This is a genomic window from Marinomonas phycocola, from assembly GCF_047525455.1.
Taxonomy (GTDB): Bacteria; Pseudomonadota; Gammaproteobacteria; order Pseudomonadales; family Marinomonadaceae; genus Marinomonas.
In genome coordinates this window covers 24,500-41,276 of record NZ_JBLIXL010000018.1, presented here as the reverse complement: position 1 = coordinate 41,276, position 16,777 = coordinate 24,500, and the positions used below count along the sequence as shown (strand labels likewise).

At 38.0% G+C, this 16,777-nt stretch carries 15 protein-coding genes; 9 read left to right on the top strand and 6 right to left on the bottom strand.

Annotated features, from left to right (window positions below):
• Positions 1–28: 28 nt before the first annotated feature.
• From ACMUMJ_RS12645 to ACMUMJ_RS12620, 6 genes are read right to left on the bottom strand one after another with little or no spacing between them, the layout of a single operon-like run.
• Positions 29–1,174 (bottom strand): hypothetical protein, encoded by a 1,146-nt coding sequence (locus ACMUMJ_RS12645; RefSeq protein WP_414679212.1) that lies wholly within the window; start codon positions 1,172–1,174, stop codon positions 29–31.
• Between the two features lie 3 nt (positions 1,175–1,177).
• Positions 1,178–3,106 (bottom strand): ATPase, T2SS/T4P/T4SS family, encoded by a 1,929-nt coding sequence (locus tag ACMUMJ_RS12640; protein WP_414679211.1) that lies wholly within the window; start codon positions 3,104–3,106, stop codon positions 1,178–1,180.
• Positions 3,103–4,017, bottom strand: coding sequence for a hypothetical protein (locus ACMUMJ_RS12635; protein WP_414679210.1), 915 nt, complete (start codon positions 4,015–4,017; stop codon positions 3,103–3,105). Before ACMUMJ_RS12635 ends, ACMUMJ_RS12640 begins: the two co-directional genes overlap by 4 nt.
• Positions 4,010–5,683, bottom strand: a complete 1,674-nt coding sequence (locus tag ACMUMJ_RS12630) for a hypothetical protein (protein ID WP_414679209.1) — start codon at positions 5,681–5,683, stop codon at positions 4,010–4,012. Before ACMUMJ_RS12630 ends, ACMUMJ_RS12635 begins: the two co-directional genes overlap by 8 nt.
• Positions 5,684–5,686: 3 nt before the next feature.
• Positions 5,687–7,285 (bottom strand): hypothetical protein, encoded by a 1,599-nt coding sequence (locus tag ACMUMJ_RS12625; protein WP_414679208.1) that lies wholly within the window; start codon positions 7,283–7,285, stop codon positions 5,687–5,689.
• A 19-nt stretch (positions 7,286–7,304) separates the two neighbouring features.
• On the bottom strand, positions 7,305–7,727 hold the full coding sequence (locus tag ACMUMJ_RS12620; RefSeq protein ID WP_414679207.1) for a hypothetical protein: 423 nt from the start codon (positions 7,725–7,727) through the stop codon (positions 7,305–7,307).
• Positions 7,728–7,867: 140 nt separating this feature from the next.
• Here ACMUMJ_RS12620 and ACMUMJ_RS12615 point away from each other — a divergent pair, with 140 nt between their 5' ends.
• The 9 genes from ACMUMJ_RS12615 to ACMUMJ_RS12575 all read left to right on the top strand — a co-directional run bounded on the left by ACMUMJ_RS12615 (position 7,868) and on the right by ACMUMJ_RS12575 (position 16,647).
• Complete coding sequence (locus ACMUMJ_RS12615) at positions 7,868–8,503, top strand: hypothetical protein (RefSeq protein WP_414679206.1); 636 nt, start codon at positions 7,868–7,870, stop codon at positions 8,501–8,503.
• Positions 8,493–9,182 carry a hypothetical protein gene (locus ACMUMJ_RS12610; RefSeq protein ID WP_414679205.1) on the top strand — a complete coding sequence of 230 codons (690 nt, stop codon included), beginning with the start codon at positions 8,493–8,495 and terminating at the stop codon, positions 9,180–9,182. The genes ACMUMJ_RS12615 and ACMUMJ_RS12610 overlap by 11 nt, the downstream gene beginning before the upstream one ends.
• Positions 9,182–9,727: a hypothetical protein gene (locus tag ACMUMJ_RS12605; protein ID WP_414679204.1), complete on the top strand. Its 546-nt coding sequence runs from the start codon at positions 9,182–9,184 to the stop codon at positions 9,725–9,727. Before ACMUMJ_RS12610 ends, ACMUMJ_RS12605 begins: the two co-directional genes overlap by 1 nt.
• On the top strand, positions 9,724–10,575 hold the full coding sequence (locus tag ACMUMJ_RS12600) for a hypothetical protein (RefSeq protein WP_414679203.1): 852 nt from the start codon (positions 9,724–9,726) through the stop codon (positions 10,573–10,575). The genes ACMUMJ_RS12605 and ACMUMJ_RS12600 overlap by 4 nt, the downstream gene beginning before the upstream one ends.
• Positions 10,576–10,577: 2 nt before the next feature.
• Positions 10,578–11,825, top strand: a complete 1,248-nt coding sequence (locus ACMUMJ_RS12595) for a hypothetical protein (RefSeq protein ID WP_414679202.1) — start codon at positions 10,578–10,580, stop codon at positions 11,823–11,825.
• Positions 11,825–12,271, top strand: a complete 447-nt coding sequence (locus ACMUMJ_RS12590; protein ID WP_414679201.1) for a hypothetical protein — start codon at positions 11,825–11,827, stop codon at positions 12,269–12,271. The genes ACMUMJ_RS12595 and ACMUMJ_RS12590 overlap by 1 nt, the downstream gene beginning before the upstream one ends.
• A gap of 38 nt (positions 12,272–12,309) precedes the next feature.
• Positions 12,310–12,663, top strand: a complete 354-nt coding sequence (locus ACMUMJ_RS12585; RefSeq protein WP_414679200.1) for a hypothetical protein — start codon at positions 12,310–12,312, stop codon at positions 12,661–12,663.
• 142 nt (positions 12,664–12,805) lie between these two features.
• Positions 12,806–13,435 carry a hypothetical protein gene (locus tag ACMUMJ_RS12580; RefSeq protein ID WP_414679199.1) on the top strand — a complete coding sequence of 210 codons (630 nt, stop codon included), beginning with the start codon at positions 12,806–12,808 and terminating at the stop codon, positions 13,433–13,435.
• Positions 13,432–16,647, top strand: a complete 3,216-nt coding sequence (locus ACMUMJ_RS12575) for a putative type IV secretion/conjugal transfer ATPase (RefSeq protein ID WP_414679198.1) — start codon at positions 13,432–13,434, stop codon at positions 16,645–16,647. Before ACMUMJ_RS12580 ends, ACMUMJ_RS12575 begins: the two co-directional genes overlap by 4 nt.
• The last annotated feature ends 130 nt before the right edge of the window (positions 16,648–16,777 follow it).

Here is a 16,777-nt window from a genome sequence, read left to right as displayed (position 1 = left end):
ATAAATATTTATAAGTTTTATTTAGCAGTTAATTGCTGCTAAGCATTGCCATTGTAGACATCCACATAACATGTGCTATTGGTACCCCGATAATTAACATGCTAACAAATGGCAAGTACCCCTTAAGAATCTCAAGCTTTTGGGACTCACGATCAAGAAAGTTTACGACAGCATTTGTTACGGAAGTGACAATTTTTTCGTCGTCAGTCTCAAATATATTTGACATGACAAGTTCGCTTTTAAGTTTGCCGTTTATCATTCCGTTATTGGCTAAGGCATCTTTAAAGGACATTTTTTTAGAATCTTCGGCAAATTCATCAAGATAAGTTGCTGAGTAGCTGTTGGATTGATTTGATACGGAGCTAATAATATTAGGTATATTTGTGCCAGTAGATACTTTTAGCTGCACTGCCACAGAAACCATAGCAGATGATCCAGAGGTCATTTTGTAGTCATTGAAAAGTGGAAACATTTCCCAGAATCTCCTAGCTTCAGTAGCTTCGTTTGATCTGTAAATGAAGTAGAAAGCTGAATAAATAGCGATTGCTGACAGAATAACACTTACTACAGTCCCACTTATCGATTCAACTGATGACCAAAGTCTATAAGTAGGGTCAACGAGTGATCTTCCCCATGTTGGATCAACGAATATTAATACCTGCGATAAATTTGGGTATAGCAAGATCGTTGGAAGCCATATTCGGGATATCCATAGGAACTGCTTTTTAAAAATAATTTTTCTAAAATCACTACGTACAATAGATTCAACTTGTATGAACGGAAGAGCTTCTCTGAGAGTACTTTTCTTCGACTCCCCAGCTATTTCGGCGACACGCATCGATTCATAATCATTCCAAGGTATAAATGGCTCGAAAGCATCTGATATAGGGGTGCCTGTACCAGATTTTTTTATATTCTCAGAGATTTGAGTGTAGGCATAGGCGGCCGTTTCATCTCCTGCAAGCTGCTTAGCAAGTGATATTTCTTCAAATAGTTTATCCAGTTCTTTCGATTCGGAATCATTTAAAGCTTTAGAAAGTAAAAGATAAATAGTTTTTCTATCTTCTGCGCTTAAGCCATATTTTAAATAAAAAATTTTTTCTGACAGCCAGTAGCCGCTATCATGTATGATAAAGTGAAAAATATCACTTAGCCTCGTTAATATATTTCTCATTAATTATTCCGCCGTTGATGAGCTTAGCGATTTTCGCTTTGATTCCATCTTTTTGATTTGTTGCATTCTAACCTCCGCCTGAATTGGTTTGATTATTTCAGGGTCTTGGATATATTTTATGTAAGGGAATCCTTCTCCATTTAGGATGATTAGTTTTTCTTTAAGAAGGTAAGAGTCAATGGTCATTGATATAACTTCACCACCACGAAAAAACCTGCCCCATGATTGGTGGTTTTTTTGGTAGTACACAGGATCAATATCGCCTTTAAAGACTTTGTGGGCGGCATGCTCTGATGAAGAAAGACCAACATGAGAGCCTTGGCCAAGTAGTCGATATTGTGCGGTATAGAATTGTTCGCCAGATCTAATTCCTCTGTTGCGTAACTCTCTAAACAAGTCGGGCGTGGAAATGAGAGTTTCTGCACTAATACTCATTTTAGCTATTCCCGGTTCACCGATTTTCACATGGATGCCAGGTTTAGGCTTCAGGGTTTTTATGTTCGTCTTGCAGTGCTCACAACCTTTGAGATTTCTGAACCTCAAGTTATTTCGAATAGATCTCATTGAATCTGCCGAAAAAGCATTCACTAGATCTAGGTTGTTATTAAGCTCTGGGGCGGCGGCGAAAGCTTCGTCCCAATTTAAGGCGCAATGACGGCAAATAATAGGGTCTAGCCTCTGAAAAATAACAGCCGCTATAGCTTCTGGGTTATATACGTCCTCTGCTTTCCATTTGCCTGTAGTTTCAAGTTTGTTAAGAGCCGCAATAGGAGAGGTGGTGTGCATTGTAGTACAGCATAGATTACCTGAATTGTATGACTCGAATGCTAGGCTGCCTCCTGATTCGTTACGAATCTCTCCGATATAAATGACATCTGCGTCCTGACGTAAAATATCTTTAACTGGAAGTTCGCCTTTATCTGTTCCGGTCCATTTATTGAGATCGACTCTGATCAAAAATTTTTCCGTCATTTCAATAGGGTCTTCAAGGGTTATAAATTTTGGCGAATGTTGAGAGTCGAGGTATTTATACGTTAAAACGTTTCGGGCCGTAGTCGTTTTCCCAGAGCATGTTTTGCCTACAAAGATAATAACCCCGCTGTGCAAGAGCATTTGTTGTTCAATGAGCCTTGCCTGATCCGGCAAGAACCCGAAAGTGACCAGATCTTTGTATTCATATTTTTCAGTAAAATCATTTTTTCGCGGTGCTAAGCGCAAAGTGGCCGAAACAATACCGTCTCCTGGCATGTGGTTATACCGGATGACAGTCGTTGTGTTTGATTCAAGAGTGCTTTCAATTTCGTTTCGCCAGTCATTAGATTGTGCTGGGTCGAACGTCTTGGTTTTTAGGTCACCACTGTATTCGTATAACCCACGCAGAAAAGACTCTGCTTCTTCCGCGGTAACTTGCAATAATGGATATCTTTGTCCTTGGTATCGTGCGTAGTAATAACTGAGCTTTTTCTTTGTGCTCCACTCTATATGTATGTCGCTCACACCATTCATAGAGCAATCTGAAATGATATGAGCCATTGATTGCTTAAGATCATCATCAATAAGGTTACTCGATGACTTTTTAATGGCTGCTTCTAAATCTTGTTTTAAATGATCAAAATCTGTTTGAGTTAATCTGTACGTTGAGGTCAGATTGTAGTTGTTTTTAGTGTTACGTAACGACCGTTTTATGTTCGCTTTATTCGTCGGTGTTAGACGACTAACCTCATCATCTTCACCAGTAACGAAAAGAACCAGCTCTATAATTTTTTTCTCATCTGGTTCAGTCTTAATTGGTGCATAGGCAAAGAAGTGCTCAATCCCTAAAGGCGATAATGTGTATTCAATAATTTTCTTGTCTTCGCCTGATATGATTCCAATACAATAGTCACTTGGAGAGCTAATTATATTTGATGAAATTGGTATGATTTTTTTCATGCCGGAAATCCTGTTCTAAGGAATTTTTTCTTGTTGGTTGATATATTTAATAATTCCGTAACATTCTCAGAAATTGTGATTACCTTCCAATTTGAGAATGTAGAACCTTGCTCAATCTCGATATGCTCGCTTTGGCCGCGATATTTGATTTGAGCTGAAGCTCGTACAATTTTTAAACTCACAGGATCTCTAATTACAGCGGTTGAAATAATGTCAAAAGGCACCTCTTTTAGGGAGGGTTCTGTTTGTACATTTTGAGGTAATTCTAACGGTCCTTGTTCCCTCTCAGATACAACTTTTAATACCTTTTGGGTTTGTATTAGACTCGCTTTTAAATATTCAAAATTCTCATTTGTACTTTGAAAAAAGGAATTTAGCTCATTGATCATTGTTTGTTGTTTGATAATGGTGGCGTCCTGAGCCTCGATACGTTTTTTCATTTGATCAAGAAGCGTACCTGCTTCAAGACTTTCATTAAGTTCATCCCGAGCTTTTTGTAAATCAGCACTTGCTTTCACTACTTTCGTCATCCCTGTGAGGACAGTTTCAACGCTAGTGAAATAAGTTGCTGTTCTGATTAGTTCATCAATGCCCTGCTCACTTTCTAGTCCTTTATTTACTAACTGAACAGAAAGGTCAGACATTTCTGCGGTAGAAATATCAGGTAGGCCGTTGACCACGTCTTGCGTGACATCACTTAGGTTGAGCTCATGCTTTTGGTTTTGCATCACCCTTCGGATAAGGTCTTTGCTGTTCTCAAGGCGCTGTTTGTCCGTACCAATCGGGTCTTTGAGTTGTTTGATAACTGTCTTGGAGTTTGAGTCGTTTGGTGCTGCAACAGTGTATGATGAGGAGCAGAGCATTGTGGTGGCTACGCAAAATGCCAGAGAAGTTAATTTGGCTTTATTCATAGTAATAGACTCCTGTAATTGTAAATTCTTTGGCATTGCCAGTTACTTTTGTAATGTAGGATTTGTATGGGATAGTTATATTCATACCTTCACCCCTCAAGTTATTTATTTTTGATTTTAATTCCCATTCAAGAAAACCAAATGGTAGATACCTTTTTCCTGCCTCGTCTTGGATTAGCAATGCCTCTCGATATTGAGGCTGATCTAAAACGACCTCGCCCATATCTGTATGGTGAAAATCAACATTCTTTAATGCCAGCGCTTCGGTTTTTCTCTGAAGTTCACGTATCGCATCGTTTTTTTGTGCAACATTGACATGTGAGTTCTTTGAAACAGAAGGTAATTGAATTGTGTATTTGATCGCGGCAAGGTTGTTTTCTTTCTGAAATGCACTAGCGGTAATGTTGACCGTCTTTTTGAACAAGTCTCTGTACTCACGGAATGACTCGTACTCAGAAAGTGCTTCACCGTCATAGATTGCTTCACATTCTGCGACAAAATCAGCATAAATATCTCCCTCTCCACGGCTCCTAGTAACTTCACACCCCCACCCTAATAATTGCCAGCGATCGTTGCCTTTGTTGTATGAAATTGAATTAGCTAAATTTAAGGAAGTGTCTATGATTGGTTTGTATGAAAGATTTCCTGGGTAGGTTCGATTGAATCGGACAGCTTCATTGGCGTCAGAGATTAATTTTGCCTCTGCTTCCTTCTTCATGATCCTCATACGTTCTTGAGCTTTAATTTTTTTCTCAAGCGCAATGCGTTCGTTTTCTTGATGCAGAATGTAACCATATACAGCACCTAAAGATGAGATGACCGACAATAAAATAATGACGAACAATGTGATTCTGGTTGTTCTTTTTTTCATGTGTTGGCTAGATGTATATTTAAGGGTTCTCGTTTCTTTCTCTTCGAAATCCGTTTCGCTTAACGTAACTTTTCTAACAGTGAGGGTTCCACCAGAGTCTTCGCACGCTTCGGAAAGCAGTTCAACTTCCTCATCAATGGTATTTTCTAGAGAAGACACTGACGGATTAAAAGATGTATCCAGTCCATTTATGATGGTTGTTCCATCATAAATGCCTACTATATACACGCGATTTGGAGTTAATAACTGATAGATTTCAAGAACATGACTGCCTTGAGAAGAAAAGTCTTTTTTTGGGATTAAGCCTTTCTTTTGCATGTTCATTACAGCAATAGCTAAGCTAATTTGATCTGTGTGTTTATCCTCAAAAAAAGGATTTATTAACCCATAGTCATTACCTAATACATGATAGAAAGCGCCCCTAGGCGTTTCTATTAATTTCAGGTAGAGGTTGATGCTTTCTTTGTCAGAGACTTGGAGATTTTTCCAAAACAAACCACTTATGAATTTTTGCTTGCCAATTTGAAATGTTTTTATGCCGCTTGCCGAGCCAACTAAGTTGTTTATTTTGTCTCGCTGCTCGTCAGTAAAATTTCTATTCCTGCTTCGTTTTCTAGAGCGAATTATAGTGTTCACCTCCTGAGCGAAGGCATTATTTACAGTCAATCGGGGTGAGCTTTTTTTTCCTCGGCTGGTTTTTTGTCGCTTATTACGGGCCTTCTTTTTTTCTGCATTAGCGACATCATCGCTGCTATAAGATCTGAACAACGCTAAAATGGCCTGCTGGATCCTCATTAACTACATTCCCCCGTCAATAATTGTTGGAGTTATAACTAAAATTCTTAATGATGAGGTTTCTCTGATTTCTGATCTTGCGCCGAGTAGAAGTTGGAACCATCCAAGAGCTTTAGCTGGGCCGCTCATAGAAGAGCCGTTATCAATTGAGCTGTCTGTTAGAATAAAACTTTGACCGCTCTTAACAATAAATTGATTTAATATCTTCGTATTGTTCACGGTTGGTAGTGATATTTCGTTGCCGTCATATTCTTTATAAATTAAGTTTTTTAGATATTCCTGATTAAAATCTAGATTTAATGCAATGCGGTTATTGCTAAGTATCGAAGTGTTGAAATTTAGGACAACACCTTCATTAATTTCATCGATTGTAGGGGTGGTCCCAGCGTTAAACTCGCTATTTGTTGTTTCAACTGTTTTCACATAGGAAATATTATCTTGGAACGTTTGAATTGTTTGAGTTTTATTACGAGTTATAAACGAGTACTCCTTTGCATTAGCATTTTTACTAATCAAATTATTTAGGTAAGCTTTTGCAGAAGAGTTATTTAAATTTGAACTCGGGTTTACGTTTGAAACACCAACCGCTACACCTGATCCAGCGGAAACTCCGGGGGAAAGGTTAAATGAATTTTTCAAATCATCATAAAACGCGGTAATTCCACCGCTATAATTTTCTGTTTCCTCAAGATCAACTGTCACAATTTGCACTTTATAGTGAATTTGTTTAGCGAAAATAGAATTTTCGTAATTCACTCGGTTTCGAACTCTTTCAACTATATCAGGACGGTCATTTACATAAATTCGGCCCGTTAGTTCAGATATGTGAACTGTGCCAAATTTACTCTTTGAGTCTTCTGCAAAATCTTTAAGCTCTTTCCATGATTGATTTTCGCTTTCATTTTTACTATCACGATCACTTAAAGCCATTAAACCCTCGAACTGCATAGTTTCTTCAACGGATGCTGTGAGCGTTATAAACGGTTCCGAACCGATATAGGTGTGATCCCAGAACAATGAGTAATGAACGGCGATAGAATCTAACCATGTCTGTAGGTTTTTCGTGCCGTTTAAAAGATATTTCGGGAGTTCCTCTGTTGATTTCGTTTGGTCACCAGATATGATGGTCTCCATGAATTTGTTTTTATAGCTCTCCTCTGTCGGGTAAAGAATTTCACCTTTTTCAGAGGTTTTTGCTTCCTTGTCTGTACTTCGTTGATTACCTTCAACTGAAGACTCTTCCTCTATTAAACCCAAAAAAATTTGTGCATCTTTGCTTAGTGAAATTTTCACCCTACTGTCTCTAGCGAGTTTTTCTAGTGTGGTTTCTAAATCCGTTGGAGATGTTGAGTTATAGCTAAGACTTATGCTCAACTCACTGGGTTTCATGCTGTTTTCATCCCCCCAATTGAATGGCCCTAGCCATATATTGTCGCTCACCTCCCCCTGTTTATATGTTTGTGCGCTACTTGAGTCGCGTTGCATTTTTTGAGTCAAATTTTCTGCATATGCTATTTGATCATCAACGCGTTCTTTAAATGGGGTGCAGGCAGATACAAAAACGCTTAGTGCAACGAATGGTAGTAGTTTGAGTTTATTCATTAATATCACCAGATATGTACTAATTTTGAATTTGAGTAATGACAATTGAATTCATACGAGTATTGACTGAAATTTTTATGGGCCAGTTTGATGTTTGAGCGGATTCACCTAATGCAAGGAACGCTTCATACCAAGTCCCATCGAAATGGTACGGAATCTGGAACACGCCTGGCCCTGGAGCATCCCAGATAACTCGAATGTCTTTTCCTGTTTGAATTTTTGCAATTTCAGCCCATTTATTTACGTTCTCTCGTAACGTGTACCTATCATCAAGAAACCACTCGCCAGCCGTTTCCATTGCTTTCTCAATGCTTCTGCCATCGCTTTCGAAAATAGTTTCTGATGGCGTAACTCCTTTAGGAGAGAATTTAATTGTCACAGCACCGATATTAGTTGATGTAAACAAAATTGCGGCAAGAGCACCTGAGCATGCAACCCTCATTGTTTTGCCTTTAATTAACCCTCTTTTCATCATGATCCCTTAATTAATTAATAATATTTTCAGATAATAGCATTAAATACAAAGTTGCGATAAAATAAAAATTATTAATTTTTAATTAATTAATTAAATTGGGGGTCAAATTGACTGTTTTTCGAACAACACGGATTGCTCTACTTATTTCAATTTCTGCTCTTGCTGCGACTGGAGTGTTTGCGGAAAATTTTGGTTGTGAGCGCATATATACCGTGCCCTCAGAGGATAGAATCTATCAAGCTCCAAATAGCTGGGTGATTTATGAAGGAAGTCTTCAACAGAATTTATTAGATATTTCTAAGCGCTTAGGTATTGATCGCGTCATCGTAGATGATGAAATAGATTTTGATGTGTTTCTTCGACAACGATTAATTAGCCATGGCCCTGATGCTATAGATGTAGCCTCTATTATTAATTCAAATATACGTGGTGTCCGGGTTAATGTAGATACCAATAATAATGCATTTAGAGTCAAGAGGGATATGGATGAAAATTTCCATAAAGAGACCCTTGCCGCCAGAGAGTGTGATCGGGTAATAAAATTCGAAGTAACACTTGATTCTTTCGAGAGTAACTACAAAAGATTTGCCGATTATTCTGGTTGGAAAGTAGACTTCACTGGCATACCGCCCTTAGACAGAAAGTTGCGTATGACACCTCGAATAATTACAGGAAGTACGTATTTTGATTTAGCTACGCAGCTTTTAACAGATATTAATATGGAGGCTCAAATTGAACCTTAAAAAAATAATTTTTACTATTGTGACCGTCTCTTCTAGCTCATTTATCAGCGCCAACACTCAATATATAGAAGACATTGATCTGTTAAATGCAGGGCATGCTAGTAATGATAAAGCTTGCTGGTTAAACGCTCCATTTGGGTCGCCTTTAAATAAAAATGGAGATTTTCTTCCATTAGATATATGTGAAGAGTCATTTAACTACACATACTTAAAATCCGAACACAAAATTGATGTGGATGGTCAAGGTCTTTACTTGACTCAGTTGTCCACCAGCACTCTACCTAATGGTAAGTTTATTCGCATGACAAAACCTGATGCGATAAAGGTTGGTGCATTCATAGAAGGTAAGAAAGCTTCTAGTTTTACGAAAATTCAGGCTTTACCAAAATCAATTGGTAAGATCTATAGTCAAGAACTTAATAAGTTTCTTGAAATGGCTATCAGTTCGCAGCATAAAGATGCGTCCAATACAGATAACATTCAGATGATCACAACTCTCTCTTTTGCTAAGCAAGGTACCCGACCTGGAGACTCCAGTTTGATGTTTGTTGTTTATACAGATAACAACACATTTGAAGGAGTTAGAATTTCAGAACAAGGAGTGAGTTTTTTGAATGAAAAACAGGTTATAGCAGAAACAAAACTCCTGATTAATCCTTTATTTAATCGAGATTACTAATGGCCAAGAACAACTCGATCCCAGATAGTGATACAGATTGCTCGCCAGAAAATGAAGCGTTAGAGAGACTCGCATTGGAATGGGCCGATAAAATAATTCAGGTCAATATGGATGATATCGGTGGGCATTATTGGAAATGCATTTTTTATTCGATTCATGAATTTACAAATATTACAGAAAGCGATGGTTCAAAATCGGTTCGAGCCTGCCATGAAAAAATCATTTCACAAGCTGGTAGAAAAGCTACGGCCCAAGAACGGATGTCCAAAGTCTCGATGAATTGGCCGCTGGCTTTAATTGATAGACAAACATCTTGGATAGGGCGTTGTTTAAATAAACTAACTTTAGGGCGATACCGAAGATACGCCTGGGTTAATTCCTTCCAAGTTTCCATACTAACTATTGCGAGGAAAGAGTGCGGCTTTAGTGCCAATCCTCTCTATATCTCTTCTGTTTTAGTCGCCAAAGAAAACATATCGCGTAAATCAATCGAAAAAATGAACTCAGCAATGAAAGACTACATAACAGGAGGTATGGTGAAATGAAAAATAATAGTCTGATTAAACCTACGGTGTATGGGTTGGCTATTGTTTTAGCTGGCTGTGCTATGCCGAAATCAAAGTCTCCGAGTTACAATAAGTTAAACGTATTGGCATTGGAAAAAACGCTAAACAGTTGGGAGCCAACAGATCAACACTCTAATGACTATTTAGCGGGTGATGTTGTGTACTTAAAAGGTGATGCTTATGCGGTAAACTCTGATGGGAATATCGTTCTCTCCAAAGATAAACTAACAGCGCTATCTAAAACAGAAGATACGTTTCAGCCTGCTCCAATCACCGGCCTATCTCTCACAGATAGAGAAGTTGGAGCACTAATGTCTGATAAAGATGCCTTTTTCGTATTCATGAAAAACCCAGATCTATCGAAGTCAGGTGAAGTAGCATTTCCAATACTGCAGGGGTCATTGCGTGAAAACCTTGAGCGTTTTGCAAAATTTGCTGAACTAGACTCGGTCATTTACGAGGTGGATTTTGATTACTTCATTGAACAAAACCAAACAATAATTGCACCCGATAAAAATGAGCTCCTTTTTGTGATGCTCAATGCTTTTCCTATAGAGGCGACTGTAGAAGATGGTGCTTTTGGTGAAGTTCTTAGGGTTTATGAGGTTGGATCTAGAGAGGAAAAAATGTCTTTCATGCTTAAGGAGGGATCTTTAAAAGATAACGTTGCTCGTCTTTCTGAGTTAGCGGAATGGGATTATGAATGGGAATTTAATTACGATTTTTCTGTACCGAAAACGATGATGATCAGAGGTTCATCTTATGAGGACCTAATGAACAAGCTCATGAGCATCAATAATTACCCAGTTCAGACCAGTAGAGATTAATCATGACCGAGTCATTAGATCACCTTAAAGCAGAAGAACCTAGCAACAATCAAGTCGCTGAAAATAATACGGCTAAAAATGAATATGAAGAGGAAGCAATAGCAGTGGGAGCTCAGGAACTCTCAGACTCTTCAACAAATCCAATCGATGCAATCCAAAACAACAACCAGAATGGTGTGGTTAGGTTTTTTCAGACGATAGCGCGTAAAAAGGCAGTGATTTTTTGGGGGCTTGGAACTACTACAATTGCGGGTGGGCTTATTTTGGGTGGGCTGTACGGATACGACAAAAATCTAACTAGCCAACCGAATCAGTTTGAATTAGCAGCGACGGCTGATAATCAGTCTCAAAGAAATGCTGATAGTAATACGGAAGTTCATGAACAACTACGGAATGCGGCGTCCCATGTGGTAAAAAAAGCCGCTGAGGGCACCAGTGTAGATACTAATTTAATAGGTACTGAGAGTCGTTCTTATGGAATGGACGTAGAATATCAAAAGCTCTTAACACGTCTTAGTGACTTAGAGTTTGATAAAAACCATCAAACTCAATTGGTAAAATCAGTTATCGACAAGATGAGCGGATTTGATAAACAGCTGCGTGATATACAGGTTGAGATCGCAACAATGAAGGCGACATCTGTGAAGCCCGATACTGTAAATACAGTTTCTCTTAAGTTAGAGCGTCTGTTCTCAGACTTTCAAAATGTAAATAGAAACTTAGGTGATATTCGCTCGGATCTAATTCGTAGTAGTGAAAAAGCGGCAGAAAAAGATACTTTCTATAACGTCAAAATTCAAAGTCTGAAAAGTGAAGCTGATACTCTAAAGAATGCAGTCGAAAAATCTGAGACCGCTATTTCGTCTCTTGAAGAAAAACTCGATCGTACACGATGGACATCCGATGCTCCAACTAGATTGAACTACGATTCCGGTGTGTCCATTTCTTCTGGTTTTGAGAGTCCTTCGGAAGTAACAAAAATACGGGCAATAGACGAATCAAACATAGTACGTAATTTATTTCTAGTCAGTTTTGTTGATGGCATGCTGACGTTAGAGTCGGATCAAGGAGATATCTATGTATTGCAGATAACGAATAATTCTAGAAATGATGATAGCGAATACTTGGGAGAAGATCTCGGGTACTTAACTGATTACATACAGGGTAGTAGTGATCATTCTCCATACGTATTAACCACAAAAGGATTCGTTATTACAGTTAAAAACGGAAAAATAGGTTCGCATAACTAATGGTTATTTTCGTTGCTGAAGGTGCGGCTCAATTAATTCAGTTTCTTGGCGTGTTTCTCGCCCTTTCTGGGTTGAGCAAAATAATTTTTGCCTTGTATAGAACCGCAACTTCTGCGCAATTAGATCCAAATAAACCGCTCATGACTGAAATTTTTCAGGGCGTAATGCGTATAAGCTTGTTTTCAATTGTTTATATGCTGAACGAAGGAGGTGAATATGCTTATCATCCGCTCTACATTTTCTCAAGAGCAGTAGTGAAAAATCTAAGCTCGGTAACGTCCTACATTTGGCTGGCTTTTGCAATTATAGTCCTGGTATGCCTCCTCAGTATGGTGCTGATAGTTCATAGAGAGAAGTCAGTATCACTAGGGGCAATATTACGGATAGTTATTTTTGTAGGAATTATCGAGGGGATTAACACGCTGTATAGCTATGTTTTTATGTAAAAACAGAATTACCATTAACAAAATAAAGGTGTAACAAAGTGAAAAAAGTAATCGTTTCTTTACTAATGCTCGTATCCGGTGCACTAAGTGCGAAGGACTTTGATGAAAGTGGTTTGGGTAAAGCTTTACAGTTTACTCAAGATGGATTTGGTGCTGTTGGTCAGATTCTTTTAATTCTTTGCTTTGTCGGTGGGGTGGGATTAGTTATCGGGATACTCGTTGCTAAAGCTACTGGGAAAGATCGTGAGGGGGCTTTAAAGGTAATTACTATTGGTATTGTGCTGATTGCTATCGGTGCAGGGGGATTGCCTGCTCTAATCAACGATTCAGGTATAACTGAAGGAGCTGATGGATTTGAAAAAATCGATTTCTACAGTGAGAGTAATAACTAAAATAGATTAGCGCTAACATTTAGAGGGGGGTTCATTCCCTCCCCCTAATTAATAACAATATAGCAATGGGTGTAACGTGCTGAATTTTAGCGATCAATTCATTAATTATCATTTGTATAGCGTCTCTAAGACTCCTTCTGACATGCCATTAACTTGCTCCCACTGCTCTGTCAGCTTTCTCTCTAAAAAAGATCGCAAACTATCTGGGCGCATTGTAAAGGACAAAAAAGGAAAGGCGCTTGTTCTATGCCCAGTATGTAGTGGATGTTATTGCCGTTTTTTTCCGTCGGAAGTTTTATTCGAAAAACTGGACGAAAGTGAAGCTCCATACTCATGCGTAACAGTCTACTCACCAAAAACATTTTCTGAACTCAGTGTTATTAATAATGCATACCTGATAGCAAGTCTAGCCGGATCATTAGAGGATTATAGCAGCGTAAAAAACACATCTACCGGAGAAAGGCTAACTATTGATGAGTATTCGAAAAAAGTGAGTGGCCTCAAAGCAGATTATATTACCTTTACCTCAACTCTCGTAAAGTCCGTTTTCTCTGATGGACATGACAAAATATCTCCCTCAAATACTCGCGCCCATTTGATCGTCGGAGAAATGATTTCTACGGGAAAAAGAGAATTCGATAATATTTTGCCTGAACACTTTCAAAAAATTGGCGTTTTTCCTTCGATCGATCACATATCATCGCTTATAAGTAATAATGTTTTTACATTAAAGGGCATGCTAGGAGCGCTAAAATTGGAGCTAGTAGAATGAGTAATGCTTATCAATATTTAGAACTGAATTCTCCATTAAATAAATTCTCAGATAAACTGATTCAAATGTATAGAAAGATAAAAGGGTTTAATGCTCCCGATCCTCGTCTTATATCTATCGTTAACACGCTAAATGGATCTGATGTCACATTTTTGTCAGACAGAGATAGTTATCTAACCTTTTTCTATATCGATGGTCTTGGCTCTGATCCGACACTGGATACAGTGCAAGATGTTAGTTCTTCTCTAAATCAATATTTATCAAGATTTATTATGGCTGGCCATCTTTTTCATGACTGTATATCGACATATCAAGATAACATTGAGGAACGTTTGCAACATATTAAAAGAGGACGACAAGAGTCTGCTGAATCTCTTGGCATGAGTGTTAAAAACACTGACAAAGCACTAATTAATATGGTCAAAAAGAATGTCTTTTTTGAAGAAAGAGTCATCTGCTTAGAGACACCAAATTTAATAGATTTATACATTATCAATGGAAGTAATGTTGAAGCAAAACTGGGAAATGTCCCTCTGACAGAGGAATATAAAAAATCTATTTCTCAAGGGCTTGGCGACAAACTATTAGAGCCGCACCTACTTTTTGTTGAGCAATTCACTAATTTTATTAATGATCCTCTAACTCAAATAGAGGGCAGACCTTTAGATGTAGATCATGCCTTGTCTTACATGAAAGTTTTTACCGATCCAAAGACTTTTAAGACAGACTTAATGAGCAATAAAACGCCAAATCTATCACCAACAAAGGGCGGAAACCCTGCGGATAGTCAGCTAGACGATTTCTTAGGAAAAGACTTTCAATCTGCCTTATTTAACGAGCGCCCTACTCTACATCCAAATGACAGTACTATTGTTAAAGTAGGAAGTCGTATATACAAAAGTGTTGTTGTAGATAGATATTCACTAGAATTCATTAGCTACAATTCCCTACATTCAAAATTGATTGAGAAAAAGATCCCTTATCGGATGAAGACATCAATTGGAAAGAACCCTGTTGTTATGTTGAACCATGAATATCAAGCAAGCAAGTTCACGGTCCTTCCTAATCAAAGGAAATTTAAAGATGCTTACGATACTTTGTATCATTACACAAAATCTAACTGCATACCGATGTTACAGCAAGGATTTACGACATGGGTTGATGGTGATGATGAGAAAGCGAGAAAACTTCTTAACAAGAAAGCCGAGGAGTTATTGTCGGCTGTTATGTCCTGGTCCGGTGGCGGACTAAGTAATAAGGCTCACATAGAAACTGTCACGCCATTGCATACATTTTATAGTACTCTCCCTTGCACTATTAGAAGTACGGCACCTTTTATCCCTGTTCCGCTAAAAGATATCTGTCAAAAACTACCAATGTATAGACCTTCATTTCCATTTCATAGAGCTGGCAATACATTTGTTACATCTAAAGACGGAAAAATAATGAATTTTGATTCATTTGATGGAAGAACTTCATACATAACCTACATCTGTGGCTCTATGGGGACCGGTAAAAGCGTTTTGTTTATGCACTTACGTAATGACCTGTTGTTCCGAAGAACCAATAACGGACTACCATATCAAATAAACATAGATATTGGAGGAAATTTACAGACTGATACTGAACTATATAGAAGTGAATCTCCTGATTTAGCTAGTAAAATTCACTACTTAATCGTGAACAATGATCCTAATAATAAAAACTCGGCTAGAATAAATATCTTTAGTACGCCGTTAGGTTTGAGAAAACTACCTTCAAATATGCTTGAAGCTGTAACGTCATTGTTAACAGATAGGGTTAATGGGCAATCTGGTTCTGAGATGCCTCAATCCACTGAAATGATCAAATCTTGTACGAAAATGGTGTTTGATCGACTTGCCCATCCATCAAGCGCAAAGAGAATAAATCTTGATGTAATTCCAGGTCTAAAAGCCACTCTACGGAATTATGGTTTTTTATTTAAAGCATCATCTACGCAAGGTGAGTTTAAAGAAGAGCCTGAATACGTTGGTTGGAATATAGTTGATTTTTTGATCGGCCATGATGAAATAGATTTGGCGTATCGAGTACAAAACTTATGTGTTCCTACTTTATCGGACTTTCTATCTACCGTTAATGACTCTAGTTGGCAGAAGCAGTGGTCTCAAGAGATAAATGGTATTGTTTTAGGCGAGGTCTTTGCTTTGAAGATACGCTCATTAATAGATTCATACCCTTTTATATCCCAAGCCTCGACGTTTAATATTTGGGATAAGCACATTCTTACATTTGAGTTATCTGAAGTGTTACAAAGAGGAGGCTCTGGAGACGCATTTCAAGCTAGATTTTGGTATTCCCTTGTTTTCTTATACATAAGGGGGCTTCTTGGAGTTGAACCCGAATCTATTGAAAAATATACCCAACAAATTAGATATGAAAACGATTACCGAGATGTGGAAGGTGTTAAGCATGCTGAAAAAATTGTGTCGTACCAAAAAGAAAAAATAGCACACATTACAAGCTCTAAAAAAAGGGCTGCTATTGATGAAATTCACCGGATGTTACCTACCGAGTCTGGAAATAGTGATTACGGGTACGGAATAGACATTATTGATAGTACTCTCAACGAAATTAGAAGAAGTCGTATTGAAATGGCGTTTGCGTCTCCAGAGCCGGCTCATGGCAGATATTTCAATAAAAAGGCATCTCTCATAATGCTTCTTGGATTTACATCACGAGAGTCTCTGGAATCATGTCGTGAGCATTTTGGGCTTAGTGATTACGAGATAGAAGCTTATGTTAGTAAATTAAGGTTAGATCCTAAGAAAGGTGTGAATTCGTATCTTATTTTGAAAGAAGTAAGTGAAATTAGTAACGTGAAAGAATTTAAACATGTGGTTTACTTTCCTATTCCCATGATTGAAATCTGGCGTTATGCGAACACATCGATTGAAAAAAACATTAGAAACAAAGTAACCGAAAAATACGGTGTCGATAATGGCCTTCTAATTTTATCTGGTGCGTTACCTGGAGCCGGAAACAGCAAAGATTTAGAGATGATAGAGAATAGGCTATTGAATAATGGTGTCTTCGATGATTTTTCGGAAATGTCAGCTCAAGAAAATGCGGAAAAGAAAAGTCTTTTGATTGCCGATACCGTACTTAAGATGATAGATGAAAACACAGACTACTATATTAACTTAGGATTGAAGGCTATTAATGGAGATTAACTTATAATTGAACCCCTTCAAACTCTTCAGCTTTGAGGGTTTCTATTCAAATAACTGAATTTTTAACAAATGGGTCTTGGAATAAGAGAATGGACGTGTGCTTTGTGTAGCACACGTCCATTCTCCGCTT